Raw genomic sequence first — 25320 nt, forward strand, 5'->3', positions numbered from 1 at the left:
GGCCGAGCGGCTTGCCGATCGCCTCGTCATCCTCGACCATGGCCGCGTCGTCGCCGAGGGCGCACCACGCGCACTGATCGAATCGCACATCGAGCCCGCCGTGGTCGAAGTGTTCGGCGAAGACCTGGCCGACTGGACGCACGCGCGCGCGGCCAGCCTGTGTCAGCGCTTCGAAACCGTCGGCGAGACCCTGTTCTGCTATACCGCCAGCCCCGACACCGTGATCGCTGCGCTGAAACAGGCGCCTGCGCTGCGCTACCTGCACCGGCCGTCGAATCTGGAGGACGTGTTCCTCAAGCTCACCGGGCGGGACTTGCGGGATTAGATCGTGGAAATCTTTTTTTCATCCGCGAAGAACGCGAAGGAACGCGAAGCGGGTTTCGGTGGCACATGGACATACCGTCAGGTCATGCTTTCTACCGCAACTGCCTTTCCCAAGGTTTTCTTCGCGCTTCTTCGCGTTCTTCGCGGATAAATAAAAAATGAAAACCTCCCTGCGACTTCCCCGGCTGTCGTGGCGCTTCATCCCGGTGTGGCGGCGCAACTACCTGGTGTGGAGAAAACTGGCCATCCCGTCCATCCTCGGCAACCTGGCCGACCCCATGCTGTACATGCTGGGCCTGGGATACGGCCTCGGCAGCCTGCTGCCGGACGTCGGCGGCATGCCCTACCTGACCTTCCTCGCCGCCGGCACGGTCGCCTACAGCACGATGAACGCCGCCACTTTCGAGGTGCTGTATTCGAGCTTCTCGCGCATGCACGTGCAGCGCACCTGGGACGCCATCCTCAACGCGCCGATGACGCTCGACGACGTGATGCTGGGCGAGCTGACCTGGGCAGTGTCGAAAAGCCTGCTGTCCGGGCTGGCGATCCTGGCGGTGATCTGGGGGTTGGGCCTCTACGGCCATTTCTGGATGACGCTGTGGATCATCCCGGTGGTGGCGCTGGTCGGCTTCTGCTTCGGCGGCCTCGGGTTGGTGATGAACGCGCTGTCGCCGAGCTACGATTTCTTCCTCTACTACTTCACCCTGGTGATCACGCCGATGGTGCTGCTGTGCGGCGTGTTCTTCCCGGTGTCGCAACTGCCGCCGCTGTTGCAAAACGTGTCGGCCTGGCTGCCGCTCTCCCACGCCATCGACCTGGCGCGCCCGCTGGTCGTCGGCAGCATGCCCGACAACATTGTGCTGCATGCCGCCGCGCTGCTGGTTTACGGCAGCCTCGGCTATGTCGTCGCGCTGGCGCTGACACGCAGGCGGCTGCTCAAGTAGGAGGGGCGCCCCTCCTACAGGTGACGCGGTGAAATCAAACCCCGGCCGCCTGCCGGTCGGCGTGATAGCTCGAGCGCACCATCGGCCCGCAGGCTGCATGCCTGAAGCCCATCGCCAGCGCCTCCTGTTCGAACTGCGCAAAGCGCTCCGGGGTGACGAAGCGCAGCACCGGCAGGTGGTGCGGCGAGGGCTGCAGATACTGGCCCAGGGTCAGCATGTCGACGCCGTGCGCGCGCAGGTCGCGCATCACCTGCAGGATCTCGTCGTCCTCCTCGCCCAGGCCCAGCATCAGGCCGGATTTGGTCGGGATATCGGGATGGCGCGCCTTGAAATCCTGCAGCAGCTTCAGCGAATGCGCGTAGTCGGCGCCGGGGCGCGCCGCCTTGTACAGGCGCGGCACGGTTTCCAGGTTGTGGTTCATCACGTCGGGCGGCGCGCCGTCGAGCATGTCCAGCGCCTTGTCGAGCCGGCCGCGGAAATCCGGGGTGAGGATTTCGATGCGGGTGGCCGGCGAGGCTTGGCGCACCGCCGCGATGCACTGAGCGAAATGTGCGGCGCCGCCGTCGCGCAGATCGTCGCGGTCGACGCTGGTGATCACCACGTATTGCAGCGCCATCAGCGCGATGGTTTCGGCCAGGTGGCGCGGCTCGTCGACGTCCGGCGGCAGCGGCGTGCCATGGCCGACGTCGCAGAACGGGCAGCGCCGCGTGCACAGGTCGCCGAGGATCATGAAGGTGGCGGTGCCGTGGCCGAAGCATTCGCCGAGGTTGGGGCACGAGGCCTCCTCGCACACCGTGTGCAGCTTCGCTTCGCGCAGGATGCCCTTCAGCCGCGCCACGTTCGGCACGTTGGGCGACTTGGCGCGGATCCACGACGGCAGGCGCATGCGCGGCTGCGGCACGATCTTGATCGGAATGCGCGCGGTCTTGGCGGCGCCTTTGTGCTGGAGAGGGTCTGCCATAATATGCTCGGAACAACGTCGGGAATATCAACTCTTGGGATTTTAGCTTATGCGCCTGTCGACCCTGACCCTGCTGGCTGCATGGAGTACCGCCGCCATTGCCGGCACCGATTTCAGCGTGGATGCGGAAACCGGACTGGCCACCTGGCAAGCCGAAAGCGGCGCCATCCAGGTGCGCCTGACCCAGATCAGCCCGGACCAGGCGCGCGGTTTTTATCAGGCGCGCGGCTTTTCTCCCGCGGCGGCGGAACGCTACGCCGCCGAATGCATCTTCATGACGGTGGTGCGCAATATCGGCGAGACGCCGATTCAGCACCGTCTGGCCGACTGGCGCTACGAACCGGCCGGGCAGCCGCCACGCACCATCCGCAGCAAAGTCGAGTGGGAACGCATCTGGAAACGGCAGGACGTGAATGAGGTTGCGCGCATCGCCTTCAACTGGGCGCAGTTCCCCGCCACGCAGACCTTCGCACCGGGGGACTGGAACCAGGGCATGACGACCTACAGCGTGCCGCGCAACGGCCAATTCGACCTGCGCTTCGTCTGGCGCGCGGGCGGCAAAACCCATTCAGGAAAACTCGAACAGGTGAGGTGTGCAAATGAAACGTCTTGATCGCATCGCAGGCATGCTGCTGGGGGCGGCGCTGATATTCGGCATACCGGCCGCGACCGGCGCCCACGCAGCAGACCTCCCGCCGCTGTCGCACAGCCTGACGAAGCAGGCGCCCAAGCCCGCTCCGGCACTCAAGCTGAAAGACATCGACGGCGCAACGCACGATCTGGCGAAGCTCAGGGGCAAGGTCGTACTGATCAATTTCTGGGCAACCTGGTGCCCGCCATGCCGGCGCGAAATGCCGTCGATGGAACGTCTGTCGCAGGCGCTCAAAGGCGAAGACTTTGTGGTGCTGGCAGTGGATGTCGGTGAAGACGCCGACACCATCCATGCTTTCACCAGCCAGCTCGACACCACGCTGCGCTTCCCCATTCTGCTCGACAGTACGAGCCGCGCCATGCAGGCCTGGAAAGTGGCAGGGCTGCCGACCACCTTCCTGGTCGACAAGCAGGGGCGCATCGTTGCCAGCGCCATCGGCGGACGCGAGTTCGATCACCCCGAAATCGTCGGGGCGATCCGCGAACTGCTCGGGAAATGATCCGGCAAGCGGATCAGGAATAGATCGCGCTCAGCAAATACCGGGACAGCGCCTGCTCCGCGTCGGCAACGGACAGTCCCGCGCCGAGGTCGCGGCATTGCGTCACCGCCATGCCGGCGTAGCCGCAGGGATTGATGGCGGCAAACGGCGCCAGGTCCATGTCGACGTTGAGCGCCAGCCCGTGGTACGTGCAGCCGTGCTTCACGCGCAGGCCGAGCGCGGCGATCTTGGCGCCGCCGGCATACACGCCCGGCGCTCCCGCCAGCCGTGCGGCGGCCACACCCTGCGCCGCCAGCAGGTCGATTACCGCCTGCTCCAGGCGCGCCACCAGTTCGCGGATGCCGTAGCCGCGCCGCCGCAGGTCGACCAGCACATAGGCCACCACCTGTCCCGGCCCGTGATAGGTGATCTGGCCGCCGCGGTCGATCGGCACCACGGGTATCCGGGTGGCGGCGATCAGGTGTTCCGGCTTGCCGGCCTGCCCCTGGGTATAGACCGGCGGATGCTCCAGCAGCCATATCTCGTCCGGTGTATAGGCCGTGCGCTGCGCGGTGAAATCCTGCATCGCCCGCCAGGTCGGCTCGTATTCGACTCGCCCGAGGCTGCGCACGACTGCCATGCCTTCCTGATCCCTGGCGCTCACAACGCCATCTTCACCCACGGATGCGCGGTGATCTCGCGATACAGCGCATCGAGCTGCGCCTTCGAAGTGGCGCGCACCACGCAGGTCACGGACAGATAATTGCCGCTGCTGGACGCGCGCATCTCGACGGTTTCGGCCTTGAAATCGGGCGCATGGCGCAACACCAGGTCGACCATGGCCTGCGCGAAGTCGTCGCGCCGCTGGCCCATGATCTTGATCGGGAAATCGGTGGGAAATTGCAGCAGCGTGTCTTCTTCGCTCATGCGCGCATCACCTGTTGTTTGAAGGTCTGATACAGCGCGTCCATCTGTCGCGCCATGGGGCCCGGCACGCCGGCGCCGACCGGGGCGCCGTCCAGCTTCACGATGGCCATGATTTCCTTGGTCGACGAGGTCATCCACAGTTCGTCGGCGGCGCGCACCTCGGCCTCGCCGATCGCCCGCACTTCATGCGGAATGCCGTGCGCCGCCGCGAGTTCCAGCACCACGTCGTAGGTGATGCCGGTCAGCATCAGGTTCGATGGCGGCGGCGCCAGCAGCACGCCGTTCTTCACCGCGAAGATGTTGCTCGCCGCCCCTTCGGTCAAAAACCCGTCGCGCAGCATCACGGTCTCGGCACAGTCGGCATCGACCGCCTGCTGGCGCAGCAGGATGTTGGCCAGCAGCGAAATCGCCTTGATGTTGCAGCGCAGCCAGCGGTTGTCGACGGCGGTGACCGCGCACACCCCGGCGGCTTTTTGCTCGGGGGTGGCCGTCAGCAGCGGCTGCGCGAACATGAACACCGTCGGCGGCACGCCCCTGGGGAAAGCGTGGTCGCGCGGTGCAACGCCGCGGGTGACCTGGATGTAGATCGACTGGTCGGCAAAATCCTGCAGTTCGATCAAGCGCAGGATCAGGTCGCGCCACCCAGCGATCCCGTGCGGATTGGCCAGGCGTATGCCGTCGAGGCTGCCCTGCAGGCGGCGCAGGTGATCGTCGAGCCGGAACGGCTTGTTCGAATACACCGGCACCAGCTCGTACACGCCGTCGCCGAAGACGAAGCCGCGGTCGAGTACCGGGATCTTCGCTTCGGCAAGCGGCAGGAACTGGCCGTTCAGATAGGCGCTCATTGCGCGAACAGCAGCCGGATCGAATCCCAGGCGCGGCCGAAGATGCCGGCCACGCCGACATCCTGCAGGGCGACCAGCGGGTAATCGCCGAGCGGCTGGCCGTCGAGCGTCAGAAGCAGGGTGCCGAGGCGCTGGCCCTTGCGCACCGGCGCCACGACCGGCTGCTGGGTGGTGACCTGGGCCTTGATGCGAGCGCCGCCGCCCTTGGGTACCAGCACATGGAAATCCTGCGCAAACCCCATGCCCACCGAAGGGCGCACGCCGCGGTACAGCTTCGACACCTTGACCGGCTGCTGCGCGCGGAAGAGCAGCACGCTGTCGAAGCTTTCGAAGCCGTAGTTGAGCAGCTTCAGGGTGTCCTGCGTGCGCTGCGCGTCCGATCGCGTGCCCAGCGCCACCGCGATGCGGCGCTGGTCGCCGCGTTGCGCCGACGCCGCCATGCAATAGCCGGCCTGCGGCGTACGTCCGGCTTTCAGGCCGTTTACCGTGCTGTCGCGCCACAACAGGCGATTGCCGTTGTAATAGGTGATGCCCTTGAAGGCAAACTCCTTCTGGGCGAACAGCGCCAGCCGATCCGGGAAGTCGCGCGCCAGTGCCCGGCTCAGCAAGGCGAGGTCGCGCGCGCTCGATTCGTGCCCCGGCTCGCTCAGTCCGGTGGCGTTCAGGAAACGGCTTTTGCTCATGCCGAGTCGCCTGGCCTCGCGGTTCATGCGTTCGACGAACGCCGCCTCGCTGCCGTCGGTCGCCGTCACCAGCGTCAGCGTGGCGTCGCTGGCCGACTGCACCAGCATCGCCTGCAGCAGGGTGTCGACCCGCACCTGCTCGCCCGCCACGAGGAACACCCGCGCACCGTCGGCCTGGACGGCGGCTTCCGGCACGGCGACCGTCGCGCTCAGGCCGAGCTTGTTCTTGCGGATATCGCCCAGCAGCACATAGGCCGTCATCAACTGGGTCAGCGACGCCGGTGCCAGCGGCAGGTCGGCCTGATGCGCCGCCAGCTCGCGTCCGCTGGCCTGGTCGATCACCACCCAGGCGCGCGCCGACACGCCGGTGGGGGCGGCCCACAGCGGGGCGGAGAGCAGCAGCGCCAGTCCCAGCCAGATCAATTTCATGCTCGTCCTCATCGTCAGTCGCGTCTGACCAGGACTGCATTCAGGTCGAGACGTTCCCGCACCCGCGCACGATCCGCATGTGCCGCGTCGTCGCTGGGATAGGGGCCGACCTGCACGCGATGCAGCGAATCGTTGAGCACCACGCGGGTGCGGCCGGCATCGAGTGCCAGCGCCCGCGCCAGGCGTTCGCGCAATTGCTGCGCGTTGTCCGGGCGCGAAAACGCGCCCACCTGCAGATAGATGCCGTCGAGCAGCGCTTCGCCGCGGGTATCGTAAGCGGCGGGGTCGAGGCTTTCCACCCGCACGCGCGTGCTGCCGCTCCCCAGATACCCCAGCTTGTAAGCGGCGGTATACGACAGGTCGATGACGCGCTTGCTGTGGAACGGCCCGCGGTCGTTGATGCGCACCACCACCGACTTGCCGCTGCCGAGCGCGGTGACCCGCGCATAGCTGGGGATCGGCAGCGTGGGATGCGCCGCGGTCATGGCGTACATGTCGTACGGCTCGCCCGACGCGGTCTTCCTGCCGTGAAAGCGGCGGCCGTACCACGAGGCCAGGCCTTCTTCGCGGTGGGCGCGGCGCGCGGTCTGCGGGGTGTAGGCGTTGCCCAGCACGACGTAGGGACGATTGGCGAAGCGATGCAGCGGCTCGTCGCGCGGCTCCGCGTCGGGCACCGCATCCAGATTCGCCGGTGGATTGGCCTCCGGGCCGTCGTCGAGGTAATAGCCGCCCTTCTTTGCCGTCGCGGCGGGGGACGGCTGCTTGGCGGGAACCGACGGGCTGCTGCCGCAACCGCCCAGCGCCAGGGCGGCGGCGGCCAATCCCAGAATCAGAATCGTTTTCATGGCGCTATTTTATCGCGTCACGTTTTATTCAGCTGGCGGTGCGTCGCCACGCTCATCAGGATGCCCATCCCCAGCAGCAAGGTGATGAGCGCCGTCCCGCCATAGCTCATCAAGGGCAGCGGCACGCCGACCACCGGCAGGATGCCCGACACCATGCCCATGTTGACGAACACGTAGGTGAACAGATTGAGGCTCAGCGTGGCCGCCATCAGGCGCCCGAACTGGGTCGGCGCGCGCGCAGCGATGGTCAGGCCGCGCGCGACGATGGCCAGATACAGCCCGACTAGCAGAATCGCACCGATGTAGCCGAACTCCTCGCCGAACACGGCGAAAACGAAATCGGTGGTGCGCTCGGGAATGAAATCGAGCTGGTTTTGCGTGCCTTGCGTCCAGCCCTTGCCGAACAGCCCGCCCGAGCCGATCGCGATGGTGGACTGGATGATGTGATAGCCGTCGCCGAGCGGGTCCGAGGTGGGATCGAGCAGGGTCAGCACGCGCCGCTGCTGGTAGTCGTGCAGCAACCCCCACACCACCGGCAGGCTTGCCGCCCCGAGTGCGGCGCCGCCGAACATGACCTTCCACGGCAGACCGGCGAAGAACAGCAGATAGAAACCCGAAGCGCCGAGCATCAGCGCCGTGCCCAGGTCGGGCTGGCGCAGCACCAGCAGGAACGGCACCAGCAGCAGGACGCCGCCGATCAGGAAATGCTTGGCGCGCAGCACCGCCTCGTTGCGCTGGAAATACCAGGCCAGCATCAGCGGCAGCGCCAGCTTCAGCAGTTCCGACGGCTGGAAGGCCATCACGCCCAGATTCAGCCAGCGCCGCGAACCGTTGCGGATCTCGCCGAACAGCGCCACCCCGATCAGCAGCACCACCCCGGCCACATACAGGGGCGGGCCGACCTTGGACAGCAGATGCGGCGGCACGTTGGCCATCACCACCATCACCGACAGCGCCAGTCCCATGTTGACGAGATGGCCGCTGATGCGCGCCGGGCTCTGGCCCGAAGCGCTCGCCACCACCGCCAGGCTGATCCCCAGCAGCAGCAGCACCAGGGCCAGCAGGATGCCGTCGAGGTGACTCAGCCTGCGCACGATCCAGTGTCTACTCTGCGGCATTGCCCGCCTCCCGCTTCATGTTGCCGGGGCGTTTCCCGGTCAGGTAATAGTCGAACACTGCGCGCGCGACCGGCGCCGCGACCGAACTGCCATGGCCGCCGTTTTCCACCATCACCGCGACCGCAATGGCGGGATTTTCGGCCGGGGCATACGCGATGAACAGCGCATGGTCGCGATGCTGCCGCGCCAGGCGGCTTTCGTCGTAACGTGCGCCCTGCCTGATGCCGACCACCTGCGCCGTGCCGGTCTTGCCGGCTATCGTGTACGGCGCGCCGGCCGCGGCCACCGCCGCCGTGCCGCCCGGGCGCATCACGTCCATCATGCCTGCGCGCACCACCCCGAGATTTGCCGGGTCGATCGCCACCTGCCGCTGCACTGCGGCCGGCTGCGGCTGCCAGACATGGTCGAGCGGGTCGCGCACCGCCTGCACCAGGCGCGGCTCGATGCGTTTGCCGCCATTGGCGAGCATGGCGGTCGCCGTCGCCAGTTGCAGCGGGGTGGTCAGGTGGTAGCCCTGGCCGATGCCGGCAATCACCGTCTCGCCGGGATACCAGGCCTGCTTGAAGCGGCGCTGCTTCCAGTCGCGCGAAGGCAGCAGACCGGACGACTCGCCTTCCAGGTCGATGCCGCTTTTCTCGCCGAGGCCGAACTGCGCCAGATAGTCGTGCATGCGGTCGACCCCCATGTCCACCGCCAGTTTGTAATAGTAGATGTCGCACGACTGGGCGATGGAGCGCCGCAGATCGACAACGCCGTGGCCGCCGCGCTTCCAGTCGCGGAACTGATGGCTGCTGTTGGGCAGCGTGAAATAGCCCGGATCGACGATGCTGTCCGTGGGTTTGCGCAAGCCCAGCTCCAGCCCGGCCAGTGCCATCAGCGGCTTGATGGTCGAGCCCGGCGGGTAAATGCCGCGCAATACGCGGTTCACCATCGGACGCTCCGGCGATTCGTTGAGCGACTTCCAGGTTTCCGGGTCGATGCCGTCGACGAACAGATTGGGGTCGAATCCCGGCTTGCTCACCAGCGCCAGCACCCCGCCGGTATTGGGATCGAGCGCCACCAGTCCGCCCAGATAATCGCCGAACGCGTGTTCGGCCACCGCCTGCAGCTCCGCATCGAGATACAGGCGCAAATCCTTGCCCGGCACCGGCGGAATCCGCGACAGCATGCGCACTGCACGGCCGCTGGCATCGGTTTCCATCTGGTCGAAGCCGGTGCGGCCGTGCAGCAGGGTTTCGTAACTCTGTTCCAGGCCGGTCTTGCCGATGTGGACGCTGCCCCTGTAATTCTGTTCGCGGCTGCCCGCGCGCAGGCGTTTCATGTCGCTGTCGTTGATGCGGCCGATAAATCCCACCACGTGCGCCATGCCGGGCCCGGCCTGGTAATTGCGGAACAGCCTCGCCTTCACTTCCACCCCCGGCAGGCGATAGCGGTTGGCCGCCAGGATCGCCACCTCCTCGTCGCTCAGCTTGCTTTTCAGCGGCACGGTCTCGAACTCGTGCGACTCGGCAAGCAGGCGCCGGAAACGCCGCAATTGCCCCGGTGTAATCTCGATCAACTGGCCGACCATGGCCAGCGTGGCTTCCAGATCATGGGTTTGCGCGCGCGCCAGCTCCAGCGTGTAAGCCGAATAGTTTTCCGCCAGGATGCGATCGTTGCGGTCCAGGATCAGGCCGCGGTTGGGCGCAGCCGGCACCAGCGAAATACGGTTGCTTTCGGCGCGCTGGATATAGTAATCGTGCTGCATGATCTGCAGATAAAACGCACGCGCCAGCAGCGCGGTCGCCAGCAGCACGACGAACACCGCGCCGGCTTTCAGCCGCCCGTGAAAACGGGACAGTTCGCGGTCCAGATTCTTGATCTGCGGCGCTAGCAGCATGTCCGGTTTCCCTCGCCGTACGCGTTGCGGCGTTGCCGGCCGCTCGTTGTGAACGGCACGGCAGCACACCCGGCACCCCCTGCTGCACCTCGCGGCAGCGCAATCCGCCTGGCGAAAAACGGCCGGCAGGTTTCCATTCGGCTCATGCCTGGTCCCGCAGGCCCTTGCCGTGCCACAGACGCACAAACCCGGCGATCAGATACCACAGCACGGTGCTGCTCAGCACCGGCAGCAGGATCACCAGCCCGGTCGGCGGATTGACCGCCAGCCAGCCAACCAGCAGCACCGCCAGCTGTACCGTCAGCAGGATGGGGAACATCTGCGCCGCCTGCCGGAACGGATCGAATTGCAGCAGCCGCAGGCGCAGGAACAGCACCAGGTACACGCCGATCACATAGGCGATGGCGTGCTGGCCGAATACCGCGCCATCCTGAAAATCGGCCAGCAGGCCAAGAAAAAATGCCGTTGCAAAACCGATGCGGGCGGGCTGATGCAAGGCCCAGAACAGTACGCCGACCAGCACGAAATCCGGCCGCAAGGCCAGCGTCCAACCCGACCACGGCAGCTGCTCCAGCAGCACCGCCAGGGTCAGGCTGCCGAGAATGCGGCGCCAGTTGCCAACAGTCTGGGGGGCGCTCATGGTTGGGTTACCTGCGGTTCGGCGACGAGTATCAGCACCGCCCGGGAACGGTCGAGACCCGCCAGCGGCAGGCATTCCACCCGTAGATAGGGGCTGGATTGCGAGCGGGAAACCCGGCTCACGCGCGCCACCGGGATGCCGGCCGGGTACACCCGGTCGATGCCCGATGTCAGCAGACGGTCGCCAGGCTGGATGTCGGTCTGGGTCGGCATGTAGCGCAGTTCCATCTGGCCGTGTCCGCTGCCGGCGGCCAGCCCGCGCTGGCCGGTGCGCTCGACGAACACGGGCGTCAGCTGGTCCGGATTGCTCACCAGCGTGACTTCGCTCGCGCCGGGAAAGACCCGGCTCAGCTGCCCCACCAGCCCGATAGCGTCGACCACCGGCAGCCCGCTGCGCAGCCCCGCGCCAGCACCGAGATCCAGCGTGATGCGCTGGGAGAACCAGTCGTGTCCCTGATACAGCATGGCGGCCCGCGCCAACTGCTGCCCAGGGCGGGTTTGCAGCTGCATCAGGGCGCGCAATTCGGCGTTTTCGCGCGCCAGGTCCCGCGCCGTATTCACGCCGACGAGCAACCGCGCCCGTTCGGCCAGCAGCGTATCGCGCTCTTTTTGCAGGAGACGGTGGCGGGTAAAAAATCCGCCGAGTTCGGTGGCGACTGCGGCGGGCGCGCGCATGGCTTCGCGTACCGGCTGCAGCAACAGCGAAAACCCGCTGCGCACGCCTTCGAGCGCGTGATAGCGGGTATCGAGCACCACGCAGCTCGCGCCGACCAGCAGCCAGATCAACAGGCGTGCCGTCGGCCCCAGCCGGCGGGCGAACATGAGCTGTCCCGGCGTCGCCATCGCTTACTTTCCGGGATACCGCACAGCCACGCTCACTCGTTGGTGAACACCGATGCCAGCTTGTCCATCTCTTCCAGCGCACGGCCGGAACCGCGCACCACGCAGGTCAGCGGATCGTCGGCGACGATCACCGGCAGGCCGGTTTCTTCCATCAGCAGGCGGTCGAGGTCGCGCAGCAGCGCGCCGCCGCCGGTCAGCACCATGCCGCGTTCGGCGATATCGGCGCCGAGTTCCGGCGGGGTCTGCTCCAGCGCCTGCTTGACCGCGCTGACGATGGCATTGAGCGGCTCGGTCAACGCTTCGAGGATTTCATTCGACGACACATTGAAGCTGCGCGGCACGCCTTCGGCCAGGCTGCGGCCCTTGACTTCCATTTCCATCACCTCGGCGCCGGGAAAGGCCGAGCCCATTTTTTTCTTGATCAGTTCGGCTGTGGCCTCGCCGATCAGCATGCCGTAGTTGCGGCGGATATAGCTGATGATGGCTTCGTCCATGCGGTCGCCGCCGACCCGCACCGAATTGGCATAGACCACGCCGCCGAGCGAAATCACGCCGACCTCGGTGGTGCCGCCGCCGATGTCGACCACCATCGAGCCGGTGGCATCGGCCACCGGCATGCCGGCGCCGATCGCCGCCGCCATCGGCTCCTCGATCAGATAGACCTGCCGCGCGCCGGCGCCGATCGCCGACTCGCGGATCGCACGGCGCTCCACCTGGGTCGAACCGCACGGCACGCAGATGATGATGCGCGGGCTGGGGCGCAGCATGCGGGTATCGTGCACCTTCTTGATGAAGTACTTGAGCATCTGCTCGGTGACGGTGAAGTCGGCGATCACGCCGTCCTTCATCGGCCGGATCGCCTGCAGGTTGCCCGGCGTGCGGCCCAGCATCTGCTTGGCTTCCGCGCCCACCGCCTGCACGGTTTTCTTGCCGCTGCCCGACGCATCGGTGCGGATCGACACCACCGAGGGCTCGTCCAGCACGATGCCGCGGTCGCGCACGTAAATCAGCGTGTTGGCGGTACCGAGGTCGATCGCCAGATCGGTTGAAAAGTAGCTGGTCAGGAACTTGAACATAGTGGCGGCTGCGCCCGCACAAACGGGCGAAAGGGCAGAAAAAACAAGGGGCCTATGATACCCTAACGGGCTTCGTTCCCGTAAGTCATCAGGTGCTTCCACCATGTCCCTCACCCCGGACGACGTCAAGCGCATCGCCCGCCTTGCGCGCATAGAAATCGACGATGCGCAGGCACAGGCCACCCAGGCCCGGCTCAACAGCATTTTCGACCTCATCGCCAGCATGCAGGCGGTGAACACCGATGGCATCGCCCCGATGGCCCATGCGCAGGAGGTCACGCAGCGCCTGCGCGACGACGCCGTCACCGAGACCGACCGCCACGCCGCCTTCCAGGCCGTGGCCCCGGCGGTCGAAAACGGCCTCTACCTCGTGCCCAAAGTCATCGAGTAAGCCATGTCCGAATCCTCCCTTTCCGCACTTGCCGCGCAACTTGCCGGCAAGCAGATTTCCAGCCGCGAACTGGCGCAGACCTACCTCGATCGCATCGCCGCGCTGAATCCGACGATCAATGCCTTCATCACGGTCGACGCCGAAAAAACCCTGGCCGAAGCGGCCGCCGCCGACGCGCTGATCGCCGCCGGCCAGGCCGGCCCGCTCACCGGCGTGCCGATCGCCCACAAGGACATCTTCTGCACCGACGGCTGGCTCACCACCTGCGGCTCGAAAATGCTGCACAACTTCGTCGCCCCCTACGACGCGCACGTGATCCAGCGCTTCAAGGCCGCCGGCATGCCGAGCCTGGGCAAGACCAACATGGACGAATTCGCCATGGGCTCGTCGAACGAGACCAGCTTCTATGGCGCAGTCAAGAACCCGTGGGATACCGCCCGCGTGCCGGGCGGCTCGTCCGGCGGCGCAGCAGCGTGCGTCGCCGCGCGCATGGCGCCCGCCGCCACCGGCACCGACACCGGCGGCTCGATCCGCCAGCCGGCCGCGTTCACCGGCATCACCGGCCTCAAGCCCACCTACGGCCTGGTGTCGCGCTACGGCATGATCGCCTTCGCCTCCAGCCTCGACCAGGCCGGGCCGATGGCGCCGTCGGCCGAGGACTGCGCGCTGCTCTTGAACGTGATGACCGGCTTCGACCCCAACGACTCGACCAGTCTGGAGCGCGAGAAGGAAGACTACACGCGCGACCTCGACAAGCCGCTCGCCGGCCTGCGCGTCGGGCTCCCCAGGGAATTTTTCGCCGAGGGCCTCAACAACGAAGTCGCATCAGCCGTCGAGACGGCGGTCGCCGAGCTGAAGAAGCTCGGCGCCATCCCGGTCGATATCTCGCTCGCCAATTCGCAGCTGGCGATCCCCGTCTACTACGTGCTCGCGCCGGCCGAGGCCTCATCCAATCTGTCGCGCTTCGACGGCGTGCGCTACGGCTACCGCGCGCCGGACTACGCCAGCCTCGACGACATGTACTGCAAGACCCGCGCGCAGGGTTTCGGCGCCGAGGTCAAGCGCCGCATCCTGATCGGCGCCTACGTGCTCTCGCACGGCTACTACGACGCCTACTACCTGCAGGCGCAGAAAATCCGCCGCCTGATCGCCGACGACTTCAGCGAAGCGTTCGAGACCTGCGACGTCATCCTCGGCCCCACCGCGCCCGGCACCGCGTTCAAGCTGGGCGAAAAATCCGACGACCCGGTGGAGATGTATCTGAACGACCTCTACACCATCCCCGCCAACCTCGCCGGCCTGCCCGGCATGAGCTTGCCGTGCGGCTTCGATTCCAAGGGGCTGCCGATTGGCATGCAGCTGGTCGGCAACTATTTTTCCGAGGCGAAGATGCTCAACGTCGCCCACCAGTACCAGCGCGCCACCGACTGGCACATGCGGCTACCGCCGCAGGGTGAGGCGTCAGGCGAGAGGCGTTAGGCGATGATGATGACCTTGTTCTGGGCCTTGCTCCTCACCCCTCACCCCTCACTCCTCACGAGGTTCCATTTATGAAGTGGGAGACCGTCATCGGGCTGGAAGTCCACACCCAGCTCGCCACGAAATCCAAGATTTTCTCCGGCAGCAGCACCGCCTTCGGCGCCGCGCCCAACACCCAGGCCTCCGCAGTCGATATCGCGCTGCCGGGTGTGCTGCCCGTATTGAACCGCGGCGCAGTCGAGTGCGCGATCAAATTCGGCCTGGCGATCGGCGCGACACTCAACCGCGTCAACGTGTTCGACCGCAAGAACTACTTCTACCCGGATCTGCCCAAGGGCTACCAGATCAGCCAGTTGGCCAAGCCCATCGTCGAGGGCGGCGCGCTGAAAATCGTGGTCGACGGCGAAGAAAGAACCATCCATCTCACCCGCGCGCACATGGAAGAGGACGCCGGCAAGTCGCTGCACGAGGACTTCCACGGCATGAGCGGGATCGACCTCAACCGCGCCGGCACCCCGCTTTTGGAGATCGTCTCCGAGCCTGAGATGCGGTCTTCCGCCGAGGCCGTGGCCTATGCGAAGGCATTGCACACGCTGGTGACCTGGATCGGCATCTGCGACGGCAGCATGCAGGAAGGCAGCTTCCGCGTCGACGCCAACGTCTCGGTGCGCCCGGTCGGGCAGGCCGAATTCGGCACCCGCCGCGAAATCAAGAACCTCAACTCCTTCCGCTTCCTGCAGCAGGCGATCGACTACGAAGTCCGCTGGCAGATCGAGACGCTGGAAGACGGCGGCCGCGTCACTCAGGCCACGGTGCTGTTCGATCCCGACACGGGCGAGACGCGCATGATGCGCAGCAAGGAAGACGCGCACGACTACCGTTACTTCCCCGACCCCGACCTGCTGCCGGTGAAACTCGACGAAGGCTGGATCGAGGCGGTGCGCGCCGCGCTGCCCGAACTGCCGGTGGCGATGCAGGCGCGCTTCCAGAACGACTACGGCGTGTCGGCCTACGACGCGGCGGTGCTCACCGGCTCGCGCGCGCTCGCCGCCTACTTCGAGGCTGCAGCCCAACAATCAGGACAGCCCAAACTCGCCGCCAACTGGGTGATGGGCGAGCTTTCGGCCGCGTTGAACAAGGCTGAACTCGACATCGCGGCGAGCCCGGTTTCCGCCGCCCGGCTCGGCGCGCTGATCGCGCGCATCCAGGACGGCACGCTATCCGGCAAGCTCGCCAGGCAGGTGTTCGAAGGGCTGTGGGAAGGCGCCGGCGAAGTCGACGCCATCATCGAGGCGCGCGGACTCAAGCAGATGTCCGACTCCGGTGAACTGGAGAAGATCGTCGACGACGTGCTGGCCGCGAATCAAAAATCGGTCGAGGAATTCCGTGCCGGCAAGGACAAGGCATTCAACGCGCTGGTCGGCCAGGTGATGAAAGCCAGTAAAGGCAAGGCCAACCCGGCGCAGGTCAACGAACTGCTGAAAGCCAGGCTGCAGAATTGAATAAAGCGGCCTGGGCGGACATCCGCTAGCCAGCCGTTACGGGTAACTGTTGATACTTCAATTGAAGGCCGTGCTCCTGTTGGGGAGCGGCCTTTTTCGTTGAAGAAGAAACTTCCTTCGGGGCCTCGACCACCCTGTCAGACGCCGGGCTGCTCAAGCCCTTGAACTGCTGCCACGGAAAGTCGAAGTCCGAGCACGCCAAGGATGCGGTCCAGGGTCTGAACGGTGCCCTGACTGACACCCCGTTCGATGTCTTGAACAGTCCGGGGAGACACGCCTGCCAACTTGGCCAAATCGGCTGTGGTCAGGCGCAAGCCTTTCTTGAGGTGACACACTGCTTCCTGCAATGACCACTCGGGATGGGACAGCAGGTCATTCATCACTTGCTGACGCAGCTCCATCTGCTGCGACAAGGTCAAGGGCTTGTAGCGTTTGTCCATGCGGCTTTCCTTACTGAAGCAGCTCCAGAGCCTGGGCCTGGGCCTGGATGCCGCGCACCAGGTAAAGGTGTATCTCTGGCTCCAGCCCAAACTCATCGCCCCTCTCGGCCACGTCACGCAAGGGGCCGGCCATGGCCTGTAGTCCGGATACCAGCGGCTCCCGAGCCAGTCCCGTGCGTGCGCACACAGTGTCCAGGACAGCCTTCCAGTCCACCCCCTGCTGCTCTTTTCCCTGCCAGCGTATGCGCCGCGCCAACCCGTCCGGGTGCAGGTACATGGGGGCGAAGTCAAAGACCGGCGCCAACTGGACGTTGCCCGCGAAGTCGCGCTGTATCGCCGTATTGCGGGCATGGTTATCCTTGTTGCCGAAAGCGAGATTGGCGACATCCCGTTTCAGGTACTCAAGCAATTCGTCGTCTGGCCGAGTGCAGGCTGTGGCGAGGCGGGCACAGACGTCGTCGTGGGTGGGCGCAACACCGAAGCCCGCCATACCCATAAGCGCCGCCAGGCTTTCCTGCCCCAGGCGCGTGACCTCCCCGGACTCTGCCACCCGATCAAAACGCGGGATGAAGAGAGCCCGCTCTCGCAGCGTCAGGGATGCGTGCACGCGCAGGCCAATGTGGGCGGCAATACTCATGTAAGGTGCCTCATGCCGCAGGATGGCGGCCAGTTGCTCGTTGGGGCCGCGACCAAACTTGATGATGTAGTGCGTCACCGCCTCCGTGTCGGGGAGCGTGTGGTCCAGATAAAGCAGACCATCCCGGGCTCGCGTCATGAGAATCTTTGGCCATTCACCTTGAACCCCCGAGGAGCCAGCAATGAAAAGGCCGTGCAGGCTGAGGTAGTGCATGAAATCCTCGGACCTGGCCGCGACCTCCTCGTCGGTGAAGCCCCTGACAGTACCCGTGCGGGTGGCCAGCCAGTCGGCGGCCTCCTTCACCCGAAGGTGGCCGATGGGATTGCCTGCCCCAGTCAGAAGCAGGGGCCAGTCAGCATCCGCTTCGGCGGTCTCCGGAAAACCGAGTTGGCGCAGAAGCTCCGCGCGACCATAACCTTGAGGCAGCATGTCCAGGAGGAAGCCCGGCCAATGCCCAGGTTTCCAGGGCCGTAGCCCAACTGGAAGCTGGCTACCCAGCGCCCAGGCATCCCGAGCCCCGGTGTGCAACAAGGCCCATTCAGCTGCGTAAGCTGTGTAGGTGGGGGTCCGCCAACCCAATGCCGGGTCTCCCAGCAAGGCGACGCTGGCGACGTCCTGCCACTGCCCGGCAGCAAAGAGTTGAATGGTGCTCTCGTGCTTCATTTACACATAAATATATCATCAATACAACCAGAAAGCAGTTCGTATACGATAGTTTTATGTGTAAATGAAAGAGGCTTCAGGGAGGGTTATAGCCGTAGGTAGCTCAATAACCAAGAGGAACTGCCAAGCTAGCGGACACCCGGCCAGGTCGCCTTTTCCGGTTCCGTTCCTTACTGCTTGCCCGACAGCTCGACGAAGCGCGCCTTGTCGGCCGCGTATTTTTCGCGCACCTTCTCCATCGCCTCCTCGTTGCTCTGGATGGTGCGCTTCAATTCCTGCTGCTCCCGGGTGGCCTGTTCCAGCGGCTCCGTCAGCCCCGTCCCCGCCTTGCGGCCAGCCTTCTCGATTGCAGCGATACGCGCCCTCAGATCGGCCAGGTTCGCGTCCACCGCCTTGCCGCGGATTTCGGCGCCCTTGATCGCCAGCTTGTGGTGCTCCAGCGCGCGGTCGCGCGCCAGGTCGATTTCCGCTTCGGTGGTGTAAGTCGAGGTCAACGCGCGGTCGAGCTGCGCCTGTTTTTGCTGCTCCTGCAGGAGGCGTTTTTGCTCGGACTGGCGCTCGGCTTCGGCGCGGCGCTCCGCCTCCGACTGGGTGCGCCTGATGATGCTGCCCTGCTTGTTCATCTCGGCAGCGCCATTTTTCTGGTAATTCGGCGGCAGAGTGTCGCTGTAATGCACGCGGCCGTTGCCGTCCACCCAGCGGTACATCGCCGCCTGCGCGGTACCCGCGGTCAGCAGCAAGGCCGCCAGCAGCGCGCTAAACGCCATACTTGGCGCGGTATCCGGCCACCGCCTGCAAAGCTTGTCGTCTGTCCGCATCACGTTCCAGAAACTCCACCAGATTGTCCAGCGTGGCCACCGCCACCACTGGAATGCCATATTGTTCGCGCACTTCCTGCACCGCCGATTTGTCGCTGCTGCCGCGCTCCATCCGGTCCAGCGCGATCACCACGCCGGCCGGCTCGGCGCCCGCATGGCGGATCAGTTCCACCGACTCGCGCACCGAGGTGCCCGCCGAGATCACGTCGTCGACGATCAGTACGCGGCCTGTAAGCGCCGCGCCGACCACCGTGCCGCCTTCGCCATGATCCTTGGCTTCCTTGCGGTTGAACGCGAACGGCACATTTTTGCCCATCCCCGCCAGCGCGATCGCAATACCTGCCGCCAGCGGAATCCCCTTGTACGCCGGGCCGAACAGCACGTCGAAGGCGATGCCGGAGTCGACAATGGCTTTCGCGTAAAATTCGCCCAGCCGTTTCAGCTTGTCGCCGTCGTTGAACAGCCCCGCATTGAAAAAGTAAGGGCTCATGCGCCCCGCCTTGGTCTTGAACTCGCCAAAACACAGCACCTGCGACGCAACTGCGAACTCCACAAACTCGGCCTTGTAATCGGACATTTCCTGACTTTTCTTGAATAAAAACGCAATGCGAATTATATCGGCCAACCTCAACGGCATCCGTTCCGCCGCCACCAAGGGCTTCTTCGACTGGCTGCCCACGCAAGGTGCCGACGTCGTCTGCGTGCAGGAGTTGAAGGCACAGGCCGCCGACCTCAAGCCCGAATTCATCCAGTGCGACGGCCTCAGCGGCGCCTTCCATTACGCGGAAAAGAAAGGCTACAGCGGCGTCGGCGTCTACACCCGCACCCAACCGCAGCGCATCGTCGAAGGCCTCGGCGTCCCTGAATTCGACTTGGAGGGCCGCTACATCGAAGCGGATTATGGAAATCTCGCCGTCATCTCGCTCTACCAGCCCTCCGGGTCGAGTTCCGAGGAGCGCCAGCAGGCCAAGTTCCGTTTCCTCGACGTATTTTTCCCGCATCTCGAAGCGCTGATCAAATCCGGCCGCGAAATCGTCGTCTGCGGCGACTGGAACATCGCGCACAAAGAGGTGGACCTGAAGAACTGGAAATCCAACCAGAAGAACTCCGGCTTTCTGCCCGAGGAGCGCGCCTGGATGACCCGCCTGTTCGACGAACTCGGCTGGGTCGATGTCTACCGCAGCCTCTACCCCGGCCACACCGGCGAGGCCTACACCTGGTGGAGCAACCGCGGCCAGGCCTGGGCGAAGAACGTCGGCTGGCGCATCGACTACCAGATCGCCACCCCCGGCATCGCCGCCAAGGCCAGGTCCGCCAGCGTCTACAAGGAGCAGCGCTTCTCCGACCATGCGCCGCTGATCGTCGATTACGATTACGCTCCATAACCCGTTACTCAAAAACAATCCAACGGGTGAAAAGGGGAGGGAAAGACATGGCAAAAAAAGAACTGCCCAGCATCGGCGGGCGATCCTTCGAGGATCTCAAACAGGTCAACGATCACGACGCCGAGTTCTGGAGTGCACGCGACCTTCAGCCCCTGCTCGGTTACAGCCAGTGGCGACGGTTCGAAGATGCCATCAAGCGCGCCCAAATATCGTGTGAGCAGTCAGGCAACGACCCTGCCTACCATTTTGCCGGCGCCGGCAAAATGGTCGAACTTGGGTCGGGTAGCCGGCGAGCAGTCGAGGACTACCAGCTTTCCCGCTTCGCCTGCTACCTCATCGCCCAGAACGGCGACCCGCGCAAACCGGAAATCGCCCAGGCCCAGAAATACTTCGCTATCCAGACCCGGCGCCAGGAGCTGTCCGAGCAGCGCGCCGCGGATGTCGAGCGCCTGGAACTGCGCAAGCAGACCTCCGAAGAATTCAAGGCGCTCTCCGGGGCCGCCCAGCAGGCCGGCGTGCAAAGCCGCATGTTCGGGGTTTTTCACGACGCCGGTTACAAGGGCCTGTACGGCGGTCTGGGCAACGACCAGATCAAGGCGAGGAAGGGCGTCCCGGCCAAAGAGCAACTAATGGACCGGATGAACGCCACCGAGCTGGCCGCCAACCAGTTCCGTATGACCCAGACCCGCGACAAACTGGCACGCGAGGGCGTACGCGACCAGCAGCAGGCGATCCGCGCCCACGAGCAGGTCGGCAAGGAAGTCCGCGGCGCCATCGAGCGCATTGGCGGCGAGCGCCCCGAGAACATTCCGGCCGCCGAACACATCAAGGACGTGAAAAAACGCATCCAGACCACGCCGCCCAGGCTGGAACTGGACGAGCGCGATGCAGGCGGCTTGCTGGGCGACAAGCCCAAAGACAAGGGAATGAACAAATAACCGCCATGCCGCTTTCCTGGAACGAGATCAAATCCCGCGCCCTGGCGTTCTCGCGCGAATGGGCCGACGCCGCCAGCGAGGACAGCGAAGCGAAGCCGTTCTGGATCGCCTTCTTCGAAATCTTCGGCATCACCAACAAGCGTGTCGCCACCTTCGAGCACGCGGTCAGGAAATTCGGCGGCGATCAAGGATTCGTCGATCTGTTCTGGCCCGGCGTGCTGCTGGTCGAACAGAAATCGCGCGGCAAGAATCTCGACCGCGCCTTCGACCAGGCGCTGGATTATTTCCCCGGCATCAAGGAACGCGACCTGCCGCGCCACATCATCGTCTGCGACTTCGCCCGCTTCCGCCTGCACGACCTGGAGACCGGCGACACCCGCGAATTCGCGCTGAAGGATTTGCACAAGCACATCCGCCACTTCGGTTTCATCGCCGGCTACGAAACGCAGGAGATCAAACCGCAGAACCCGGTCAACATCCAGGCCGCCGAGCGCATGGGGCGGCTGCACGATGCGCTGAAAGCCGCCGGCTACGAGGGGCACGCGCTCGAAGTGCTGCTGGTGCGCCTCTTGTTCTGCCTGTTCGCCGACGACACCGGCATCTTCCAGCCTGCCCAGGCCTTGCGCAGCTACGTCGAGGAACGCACCCGCGAGGACGGCTCCGACCTCGGCCCGCTGCTCGCGCAACTGTTCCAGGTGCTGAACACGCCCGAGAACAAACGCAGCCCGGCGCTCGACGACCAGCTCGCCGCCTTCCCCTACGTCAACGGCCGCCTGTTCGAGGAGCCCATCCCCATCGCCGATTTCGATTCGGCCATGCGCGAGGCGCTGCTCGACGCCTGTGCGCTCGACTGGAGCGCGATCTCGCCGGCGATCTTCGGCGCGCTGTTCCAGTCGATCATGGACAAAACGGCGCGGCGCAACCTCGGCGCGCACTACACCAGCGAGGAAAACATCCTCAAGCTGATCAAGCCGCTGTTTCTCGACGCCCTGTGGGCCGAGTTCGACAAGGTGAAAAAGAACCGCAACAAGCTGTTCGAGTTTCACCAGAAACTGCGCGGGCTCACCTTCTTCGACCCCGCCTGCGGCTGCGGCAATTTCCTCGTCATCGCCTACCGCGAACTGCGCCTGCTGGAACTGGACATCCTGCGCGCGTCCAACGCCGGCCCCGGCTCGCGCTTTCTCGACATCCACCAGGCGATCCAGCTCGACGTCGACCAGTTCCACGGCATCGAAATCGAGGAATTCCCCGCGCAGATCGCCCAGGTCGCGCTGTGGCTGGTCGACCACCAGATGAACCTCAGGGTGAGCGAGGAATTCGGCATGTATTTCGCCCGGATTCCTTTGAAAACCAGCCCCAGGATCGTCCACGGCAACGCCCTCGCGCTCGACTGGAACGAGGTGCTGCCGGCCGAGCGCGCGAGCTACGTCATGGGCAACCCGCCTTTCATCGGCGCCAAGTTCATGGACGACGCCCAGCGCGCCGATGCGCGCAGCGTGTTCGACGGCATCGCCAACGCCGGCCTGCTCGACTTCGTCGCCGCGTGGTACGTCAAAGCCGCGCGCTACCTGCATTCACTCCCCTCTCCCCCAACCCCTCTCCCGCCTGCGGGAGAGGGGAGCAGCACGCGCTGTGCCTTCGTCTCGACCAACTCGATCACCCAGGGCGAACAGGTCGGCGTGCTGTGGGGCTGGCTGCTGAGTCAGGGCGTAAAAATCCACTTCGCCCACCGCACCTTCTCGTGGAGCAACGAGGCGCGCGGCAAGGCCGCGGTGCACTGCGTCATCGTCGGCTTCGGGCTGGGCGAGGTGGCGGAAAAGACGATTTACGAATACGCCGACATCAAGGGCGAGCCGCACGCGCTGGCGGCCGCCAACATCAACCCGTATCTGGTGGACGCGCCGGACGTGGTGCTGGAGAACCGCCGCACGCCGGTCTGCCCGGTGCCGGGAATCGGCATCGGCAACAAGCCCATCGACGGCGGCCACTACCTGTTCACCGACGACGAGAAGACCGATTTCCTGAAGCTGGAGCCGCAGGCCGCAAAGTGGTTCCGCCGCTGGCTGGGCGCCGACGAATTCATCAACGGCTATCAGCGCTGGTGCCTGTGGCTGGGCGACTGCCCGCCCAACGAACTGCGGCAGATGCCCGAGGCGATGAAACGCGTGGAGGCCGTCAGGCAGTTCCGGCTGGCGAGCAAGTCGCCGCCGACCCAAAAGCTCGCCGACACCCCGACGCGCTTCCACGTCGAGAACATGCCGGCGTCGACCTACCTGCTGATTCCAGAAGTCTCTTCCGAACGTCGGGACTACATTCCCATCGGCTTCATGCATCCCGACACCTTGTGCAGCAATCTGGTGAAGATTGTCCCCGACGCAAGCCTCTACCATTTCGGCGTGCTGACCTCGACCCTGCACATGGCCTGGGTGCGCGCCGTGTGCGGCCGCCTGAAAAGCGATTACCGCTACTCCGCCGGTATCGTCTACAACAACTTCCCCTGGCCGGATAAACCCGACGACAAGACCCGGCAGAGCATCGAAACTGCCGCGCAGGCCGTGCTCGACGCCCGCGCGCACTTCCCCGGCGCCACCCTGGCCGACCTCTACGACCCGCTGAGCATGCCGCCCGCCTTGTTGCGCGCACACCAGAGGCTCGACGCCGCGGTGGACAAGGCTTACGGAAAAACCGGCTTCAAGTCCGACGCCGAGCGGGTGGCGTTTCTGTTTCAGCGCTACCAGGCGCTGACCTCGCTGCTGCCTGCATCGCCGGCGTCGCGCAGAAAATCATCAAGGCCGCCGTTGCCGCCGGGAGGAAGACATGATTGAAATGTTTTTCGCCGTGACGATTTTGCTGGCGGTTGTCGCCGTGGTCTGGCTGGCGGCACCCTGGTGGCTGACGGTGATGGTCCTTGCTGCCGGTGTTTTGTTGCTCAGCCGATTCCTTGGCGCGCCCCCGGATGCGCCCGGCAAGGAAGAGGACTGAGGTGCCCTGCATTGCCCGGACAGGCCAGGATTCAGCGGCAGCGTTTTTGCGCGGCGGACGGACTGCCCTGCGCTGAAGACCAGCTTGACCGCCCGATTTTCCCCTTGGCTTATGCCGCATGGCGGCCTAATATAACAACCGTTATAACAACCGGGAGCCTGCGATGCATGCCCTGAAACTCACCCAGATCGGCAATTCGGTCGGCCTGATCCTGCCCAAGGACGTGCTGGCGCGCCTGAAACTGGAAAAAGGCGACACGGTGTTCGTGACCGAGACGCCGGATGGCGTGGCGCTGCGCGCCTACGATCCTGCCTTCGAGGATCAGATGGACGCAGCGCGCGCGATCATGAAGAAACGTCGCGCGGTGTTGCACGAACTGGCCAAATAAAAGTGCATCCAGCGAGCGACTGGATTTGGCTCGACCGCGCGGTGCTGATCGCGGCGCACGACGAGCAACTGGCCGAACACGGCGGAGCGGCGGGATTTCGCGACGAAGGCCTGTTCGATTCCGCGCTGGCGCGCCCGCTCAATCTGACTGCTTACGAATCGCCCGACGTCTGCGCGCTGGCAGCGTCGTATGCCGTTGCGCTGGCAAAGAATCGCCCTTTTGTCGACGGCAACAAGCGAACGGCTTTTATCGCCATGGAACTGTTTTTGGCGCTGAACGGCCATGAACTGAACGCGACCGACGCGGAATGCGTGCTCGCCATGCTGTCCGTCGCCGCCAGCGAATGGGACGAAACCACCCTCGCCGCCTGGCTGCGCGAACGTACCGCGCCGCGCACCTGACCACTCATCCCTCTCCGCTCACGCCCTCCATGAACCACCCCTGGCTCGCCGCCCTCAAGGTCTACGCCCATCCGCGCGTCGCCGGCATGCTGTTCCTCGGCTTTTCCGCCGGGCTGCCGCTCTTGCTGGTGCTCGGCACACTGTCGTTCTGGCTCTCGGAAGCGGGCATCGCGCGCGCGACCATCGGGCATTTGAGCTGGGTGGGGCTGGCCTACGGCTTCAAGTTCCTGTGGTCGCCGCTGGTCGACCGCCTGCCGCTGCCGCTCTTGACCCGCGCGCTGGGCAAGCGGCGGGCGTGGCTGCTGCTCTCCCAGATCTGCATCGCGCTGGCGCTGCTCGGGATGGCCAACACCGATCCGGTGGTCAATCTCGCGCACACGGTGTTCTTCGCGCTGGCGGTGGCGTTCGCCTCGGCGACGCAGGACATCGCGCTCGACGCCTACCGCATCGAGGCGGTCGAAGTCGAGAAGCAGGGCGCGATGGCGGCGACCTATCAGGCGGGCTACCGCCTCGCGATGATCACCGCCGGCGCGGGGGCGTTGTGGATCGCGGCGAGCGTCGACCCATCCGAGGCGACCTACGACTTCCGTCCGTGGCAGGTGGCGTACACGGTGATGGCGGCACTGATGGCGGTCGGCATCCTCACCACGCTG

At 65.2% G+C, this 25320-nt stretch carries 27 protein-coding genes and 2 pseudogenes; 14 read left to right on the forward strand and 15 right to left on the reverse strand.

What is annotated here, in order from left to right; translation table 11 throughout:
• A pseudogene (locus tag Q0L94_RS09005) lies at positions 1-325 on the forward strand (nodulation factor ABC transporter ATP-binding protein NodI); the annotation flags it as partial.
• Between the two features lie 157 nt (positions 326-482).
• A complete protein-coding gene (locus tag Q0L94_RS09010) occupies positions 483-1268 on the forward strand; it encodes an ABC transporter permease (RefSeq protein ID WP_296752665.1) in 786 nt (261 codons plus the stop codon).
• Between the two features lie 34 nt (positions 1269-1302).
• On the opposite strand, the gene lipA is transcribed toward Q0L94_RS09010, so the two are convergent.
• Positions 1303-2229 carry a lipoyl synthase gene (lipA, locus tag Q0L94_RS09015; RefSeq protein ID WP_296752667.1) on the reverse strand — a complete coding sequence of 309 codons (927 nt, stop codon included), beginning with the start codon at positions 2227-2229 and terminating at the stop codon, positions 1303-1305.
• Between the two features lie 49 nt (positions 2230-2278).
• On the opposite strand from lipA, the gene Q0L94_RS09020 reads away from it, so the two are divergent.
• Both Q0L94_RS09020 and Q0L94_RS09025 read left to right on the forward strand, forming a co-directional pair.
• Entirely contained in the window at positions 2279-2842 is a 564-nt protein-coding gene (locus Q0L94_RS09020) for a hypothetical protein (protein WP_296752669.1), read from the forward strand.
• Positions 2829-3380: a TlpA disulfide reductase family protein gene (locus Q0L94_RS09025; RefSeq protein ID WP_296752670.1), complete on the forward strand. Its 552-nt coding sequence runs from the start codon at positions 2829-2831 to the stop codon at positions 3378-3380. Before Q0L94_RS09020 ends, Q0L94_RS09025 begins: the two co-directional genes overlap by 14 nt.
• A 13-nt stretch (positions 3381-3393) precedes the next feature.
• On the opposite strand, the gene lipB is transcribed toward Q0L94_RS09025, so the two are convergent.
• The 10 genes from lipB to Q0L94_RS09075 all read right to left on the reverse strand — a co-directional run bounded on the left by lipB (position 3394) and on the right by Q0L94_RS09075 (position 12643).
• On the reverse strand, positions 3394-4023 hold the full coding sequence (gene lipB / locus Q0L94_RS09030; RefSeq protein WP_296752672.1) for a lipoyl(octanoyl) transferase LipB: 630 nt from the start codon (positions 4021-4023) through the stop codon (positions 3394-3396).
• The gene (locus Q0L94_RS09035; RefSeq protein ID WP_296752674.1) at positions 4020-4286 is read right to left on the reverse strand and encodes a DUF493 domain-containing protein; all 267 of its coding nucleotides are present in this window, start codon (positions 4284-4286) and stop codon (positions 4020-4022) included. Before Q0L94_RS09035 ends, lipB begins: the two co-directional genes overlap by 4 nt.
• Positions 4283-5131 (reverse strand): D-amino acid aminotransferase, encoded by an 849-nt coding sequence (locus tag Q0L94_RS09040; protein ID WP_296752675.1) that lies wholly within the window; start codon positions 5129-5131, stop codon positions 4283-4285. Before Q0L94_RS09040 ends, Q0L94_RS09035 begins: the two co-directional genes overlap by 4 nt.
• Positions 5128-6243, reverse strand: coding sequence for a D-alanyl-D-alanine carboxypeptidase family protein (locus Q0L94_RS09045; RefSeq protein WP_296752677.1), 1116 nt, complete (start codon positions 6241-6243; stop codon positions 5128-5130). The genes Q0L94_RS09040 and Q0L94_RS09045 overlap by 4 nt, the downstream gene beginning before the upstream one ends.
• A gap of 14 nt (positions 6244-6257) precedes the next feature.
• The gene (locus Q0L94_RS09050; RefSeq protein ID WP_296752679.1) at positions 6258-7088 is read right to left on the reverse strand and encodes a septal ring lytic transglycosylase RlpA family protein; all 831 of its coding nucleotides are present in this window, start codon (positions 7086-7088) and stop codon (positions 6258-6260) included.
• A 17-nt stretch (positions 7089-7105) separates the two neighbouring features.
• Entirely contained in the window at positions 7106-8206 is a 1101-nt protein-coding gene (gene rodA, locus Q0L94_RS09055) for a rod shape-determining protein RodA (RefSeq protein ID WP_296752681.1), read from the reverse strand.
• Positions 8193-10085: a penicillin-binding protein 2 gene (gene mrdA, locus Q0L94_RS09060; protein WP_296752683.1), complete on the reverse strand. Its 1893-nt coding sequence runs from the start codon at positions 10083-10085 to the stop codon at positions 8193-8195. The genes rodA and mrdA overlap by 14 nt, the downstream gene beginning before the upstream one ends.
• 142 nt (positions 10086-10227) lie before the next feature.
• Positions 10228-10725, reverse strand: coding sequence for a rod shape-determining protein MreD (gene mreD / locus Q0L94_RS09065; protein WP_296752685.1), 498 nt, complete (start codon positions 10723-10725; stop codon positions 10228-10230).
• Entirely contained in the window at positions 10722-11567 is an 846-nt protein-coding gene (gene mreC / locus Q0L94_RS09070) for a rod shape-determining protein MreC (RefSeq protein WP_296752686.1), read from the reverse strand. Before mreC ends, mreD begins: the two co-directional genes overlap by 4 nt.
• Positions 11568-11599: 32 nt before the next feature.
• On the reverse strand, positions 11600-12643 hold the full coding sequence (locus Q0L94_RS09075) for a rod shape-determining protein (protein WP_018076962.1): 1044 nt from the start codon (positions 12641-12643) through the stop codon (positions 11600-11602).
• A 103-nt stretch (positions 12644-12746) separates the two neighbouring features.
• Here Q0L94_RS09075 and gatC point away from each other — a divergent pair, with 103 nt between their 5' ends.
• The 3 genes from gatC to gatB all read left to right on the forward strand — a co-directional run bounded on the left by gatC (position 12747) and on the right by gatB (position 16015).
• Positions 12747-13034 (forward strand): Asp-tRNA(Asn)/Glu-tRNA(Gln) amidotransferase subunit GatC, encoded by a 288-nt coding sequence (gatC, locus tag Q0L94_RS09080; protein ID WP_018076961.1) that lies wholly within the window; start codon positions 12747-12749, stop codon positions 13032-13034.
• Positions 13035-13037: 3 nt separating this feature from the next.
• Positions 13038-14513, forward strand: coding sequence for an Asp-tRNA(Asn)/Glu-tRNA(Gln) amidotransferase subunit GatA (gene gatA / locus Q0L94_RS09085; RefSeq protein ID WP_296752688.1), 1476 nt, complete (start codon positions 13038-13040; stop codon positions 14511-14513).
• Between the two features lie 71 nt (positions 14514-14584).
• Positions 14585-16015, forward strand: a complete 1431-nt coding sequence (gatB, locus tag Q0L94_RS09090; protein WP_296752690.1) for an Asp-tRNA(Asn)/Glu-tRNA(Gln) amidotransferase subunit GatB — start codon at positions 14585-14587, stop codon at positions 16013-16015.
• Positions 16016-16152: 137 nt separating this feature from the next.
• Here the strand turns inward: gatB and Q0L94_RS09095 are convergent, their stop codons facing one another.
• The 4 genes from Q0L94_RS09095 to pyrE form a co-directional block, all read right to left on the reverse strand.
• Positions 16153-16455: a helix-turn-helix transcriptional regulator gene (locus Q0L94_RS09095; protein ID WP_296752692.1), complete on the reverse strand. Its 303-nt coding sequence runs from the start codon at positions 16453-16455 to the stop codon at positions 16153-16155.
• A 10-nt stretch (positions 16456-16465) separates the two neighbouring features.
• A complete protein-coding gene (locus Q0L94_RS09100; protein ID WP_296752694.1) occupies positions 16466-17755 on the reverse strand; it encodes a HipA domain-containing protein in 1290 nt (429 codons plus the stop codon).
• Positions 17756-17925: 170 nt separating this feature from the next.
• The gene (locus Q0L94_RS09105; protein WP_296752695.1) at positions 17926-18522 is read right to left on the reverse strand and encodes a DUF4124 domain-containing protein; all 597 of its coding nucleotides are present in this window, start codon (positions 18520-18522) and stop codon (positions 17926-17928) included.
• The gene (gene pyrE, locus Q0L94_RS09110; RefSeq protein WP_296752697.1) at positions 18512-19150 is read right to left on the reverse strand and encodes an orotate phosphoribosyltransferase; all 639 of its coding nucleotides are present in this window, start codon (positions 19148-19150) and stop codon (positions 18512-18514) included. Before pyrE ends, Q0L94_RS09105 begins: the two co-directional genes overlap by 11 nt.
• Before the next feature lie 28 nt (positions 19151-19178).
• Here pyrE and Q0L94_RS09115 point away from each other — a divergent pair, with 28 nt between their 5' ends.
• The 7 genes and pseudogenes from Q0L94_RS09115 to Q0L94_RS09145 all read left to right on the forward strand — a co-directional run.
• Positions 19179-19958 (forward strand): exodeoxyribonuclease III, encoded by a 780-nt coding sequence (locus tag Q0L94_RS09115; RefSeq protein ID WP_296752698.1) that lies wholly within the window; start codon positions 19179-19181, stop codon positions 19956-19958.
• A 47-nt stretch (positions 19959-20005) separates the two neighbouring features.
• Positions 20006-20896 carry a DNA damage-inducible protein D gene (gene dinD / locus Q0L94_RS09120; protein ID WP_296752700.1) on the forward strand — a complete coding sequence of 297 codons (891 nt, stop codon included), beginning with the start codon at positions 20006-20008 and terminating at the stop codon, positions 20894-20896.
• A gap of 5 nt (positions 20897-20901) precedes the next feature.
• A complete protein-coding gene (locus tag Q0L94_RS09125; protein ID WP_296752701.1) occupies positions 20902-23721 on the forward strand; it encodes a DNA methyltransferase in 2820 nt (939 codons plus the stop codon).
• Positions 23714-23878 (forward strand): hypothetical protein, encoded by a 165-nt coding sequence (locus tag Q0L94_RS09130; protein WP_296752703.1) that lies wholly within the window; start codon positions 23714-23716, stop codon positions 23876-23878. Before Q0L94_RS09125 ends, Q0L94_RS09130 begins: the two co-directional genes overlap by 8 nt.
• Before the next feature lie 163 nt (positions 23879-24041).
• Complete coding sequence (locus Q0L94_RS09135; RefSeq protein ID WP_296752704.1) at positions 24042-24266, forward strand: AbrB/MazE/SpoVT family DNA-binding domain-containing protein; 225 nt, start codon at positions 24042-24044, stop codon at positions 24264-24266.
• Between the two features lie 2 nt (positions 24267-24268).
• A complete protein-coding gene (locus tag Q0L94_RS09140; RefSeq protein ID WP_296752706.1) occupies positions 24269-24667 on the forward strand; it encodes a type II toxin-antitoxin system death-on-curing family toxin in 399 nt (132 codons plus the stop codon).
• Positions 24668-24696: 29 nt separating this feature from the next.
• Positions 24697-25320 (forward strand): annotated as a pseudogene (locus Q0L94_RS09145) (AmpG family muropeptide MFS transporter); the annotation flags it as partial.

The organism is Thiobacillus sp. (assembly GCF_024708915.1).

What these genes read in the sequence shown, in the direction of transcription:
- pyrE (WP_296752697.1), bottom strand. Translation starts at nt 19,150, where the DNA reads ATGTCCGATTACAAGGCCGAGTTTGTGGAGTTCGCAGTTGCGTCGCAG.
- Q0L94_RS09130 (WP_296752703.1), top strand. Translation starts at nt 23,714, where the DNA reads ATGATTGAAATGTTTTTCGCCGTGACGATTTTGCTGGCGGTTGTCGCC.
- Q0L94_RS09020 (WP_296752669.1), top strand. Translation starts at nt 2,279, where the DNA reads ATGCGCCTGTCGACCCTGACCCTGCTGGCTGCATGGAGTACCGCCGCC.
- Q0L94_RS09045 (WP_296752677.1), bottom strand. Translation starts at nt 6,243, where the DNA reads ATGAAATTGATCTGGCTGGGACTGGCGCTGCTGCTCTCCGCCCCGCTG.
- lipA (WP_296752667.1), bottom strand. Translation starts at nt 2,229, where the DNA reads ATGGCAGACCCTCTCCAGCACAAAGGCGCCGCCAAGACCGCGCGCATT.
- Q0L94_RS09010 (WP_296752665.1), top strand. Translation starts at nt 483, where the DNA reads ATGAAAACCTCCCTGCGACTTCCCCGGCTGTCGTGGCGCTTCATCCCG.
- Q0L94_RS09025 (WP_296752670.1), top strand. Translation starts at nt 2,829, where the DNA reads ATGAAACGTCTTGATCGCATCGCAGGCATGCTGCTGGGGGCGGCGCTG.
- Q0L94_RS09075 (WP_018076962.1), bottom strand. Translation starts at nt 12,643, where the DNA reads ATGTTCAAGTTCCTGACCAGCTACTTTTCAACCGATCTGGCGATCGAC.
- mrdA (WP_296752683.1), bottom strand. Translation starts at nt 10,085, where the DNA reads ATGCTGCTAGCGCCGCAGATCAAGAATCTGGACCGCGAACTGTCCCGT.
- Q0L94_RS09125 (WP_296752701.1), top strand. Translation starts at nt 20,902, where the DNA reads ATGCCGCTTTCCTGGAACGAGATCAAATCCCGCGCCCTGGCGTTCTCG.
- gatA (WP_296752688.1), top strand. Translation starts at nt 13,038, where the DNA reads ATGTCCGAATCCTCCCTTTCCGCACTTGCCGCGCAACTTGCCGGCAAG.
- gatB (WP_296752690.1), top strand. Translation starts at nt 14,585, where the DNA reads ATGAAGTGGGAGACCGTCATCGGGCTGGAAGTCCACACCCAGCTCGCC.
- Q0L94_RS09100 (WP_296752694.1), bottom strand. Translation starts at nt 17,755, where the DNA reads ATGAAGCACGAGAGCACCATTCAACTCTTTGCTGCCGGGCAGTGGCAG.
- Q0L94_RS09095 (WP_296752692.1), bottom strand. Translation starts at nt 16,455, where the DNA reads ATGGACAAACGCTACAAGCCCTTGACCTTGTCGCAGCAGATGGAGCTG.
- Q0L94_RS09105 (WP_296752695.1), bottom strand. Translation starts at nt 18,522, where the DNA reads ATGGCGTTTAGCGCGCTGCTGGCGGCCTTGCTGCTGACCGCGGGTACC.
- Q0L94_RS09115 (WP_296752698.1), top strand. Translation starts at nt 19,179, where the DNA reads ATGCGAATTATATCGGCCAACCTCAACGGCATCCGTTCCGCCGCCACC.
- mreC (WP_296752686.1), bottom strand. Translation starts at nt 11,567, where the DNA reads ATGGCGACGCCGGGACAGCTCATGTTCGCCCGCCGGCTGGGGCCGACG.
- Q0L94_RS09050 (WP_296752679.1), bottom strand. Translation starts at nt 7,088, where the DNA reads ATGAAAACGATTCTGATTCTGGGATTGGCCGCCGCCGCCCTGGCGCTG.
- mreD (WP_296752685.1), bottom strand. Translation starts at nt 10,725, where the DNA reads ATGAGCGCCCCCCAGACTGTTGGCAACTGGCGCCGCATTCTCGGCAGC.
- dinD (WP_296752700.1), top strand. Translation starts at nt 20,006, where the DNA reads ATGGCAAAAAAAGAACTGCCCAGCATCGGCGGGCGATCCTTCGAGGAT.
- Q0L94_RS09135 (WP_296752704.1), top strand. Translation starts at nt 24,042, where the DNA reads ATGCATGCCCTGAAACTCACCCAGATCGGCAATTCGGTCGGCCTGATC.
- Q0L94_RS09035 (WP_296752674.1), bottom strand. Translation starts at nt 4,286, where the DNA reads ATGAGCGAAGAAGACACGCTGCTGCAATTTCCCACCGATTTCCCGATC.
- rodA (WP_296752681.1), bottom strand. Translation starts at nt 8,206, where the DNA reads ATGCCGCAGAGTAGACACTGGATCGTGCGCAGGCTGAGTCACCTCGAC.
- gatC (WP_018076961.1), top strand. Translation starts at nt 12,747, where the DNA reads ATGTCCCTCACCCCGGACGACGTCAAGCGCATCGCCCGCCTTGCGCGC.
- Q0L94_RS09040 (WP_296752675.1), bottom strand. Translation starts at nt 5,131, where the DNA reads ATGAGCGCCTATCTGAACGGCCAGTTCCTGCCGCTTGCCGAAGCGAAG.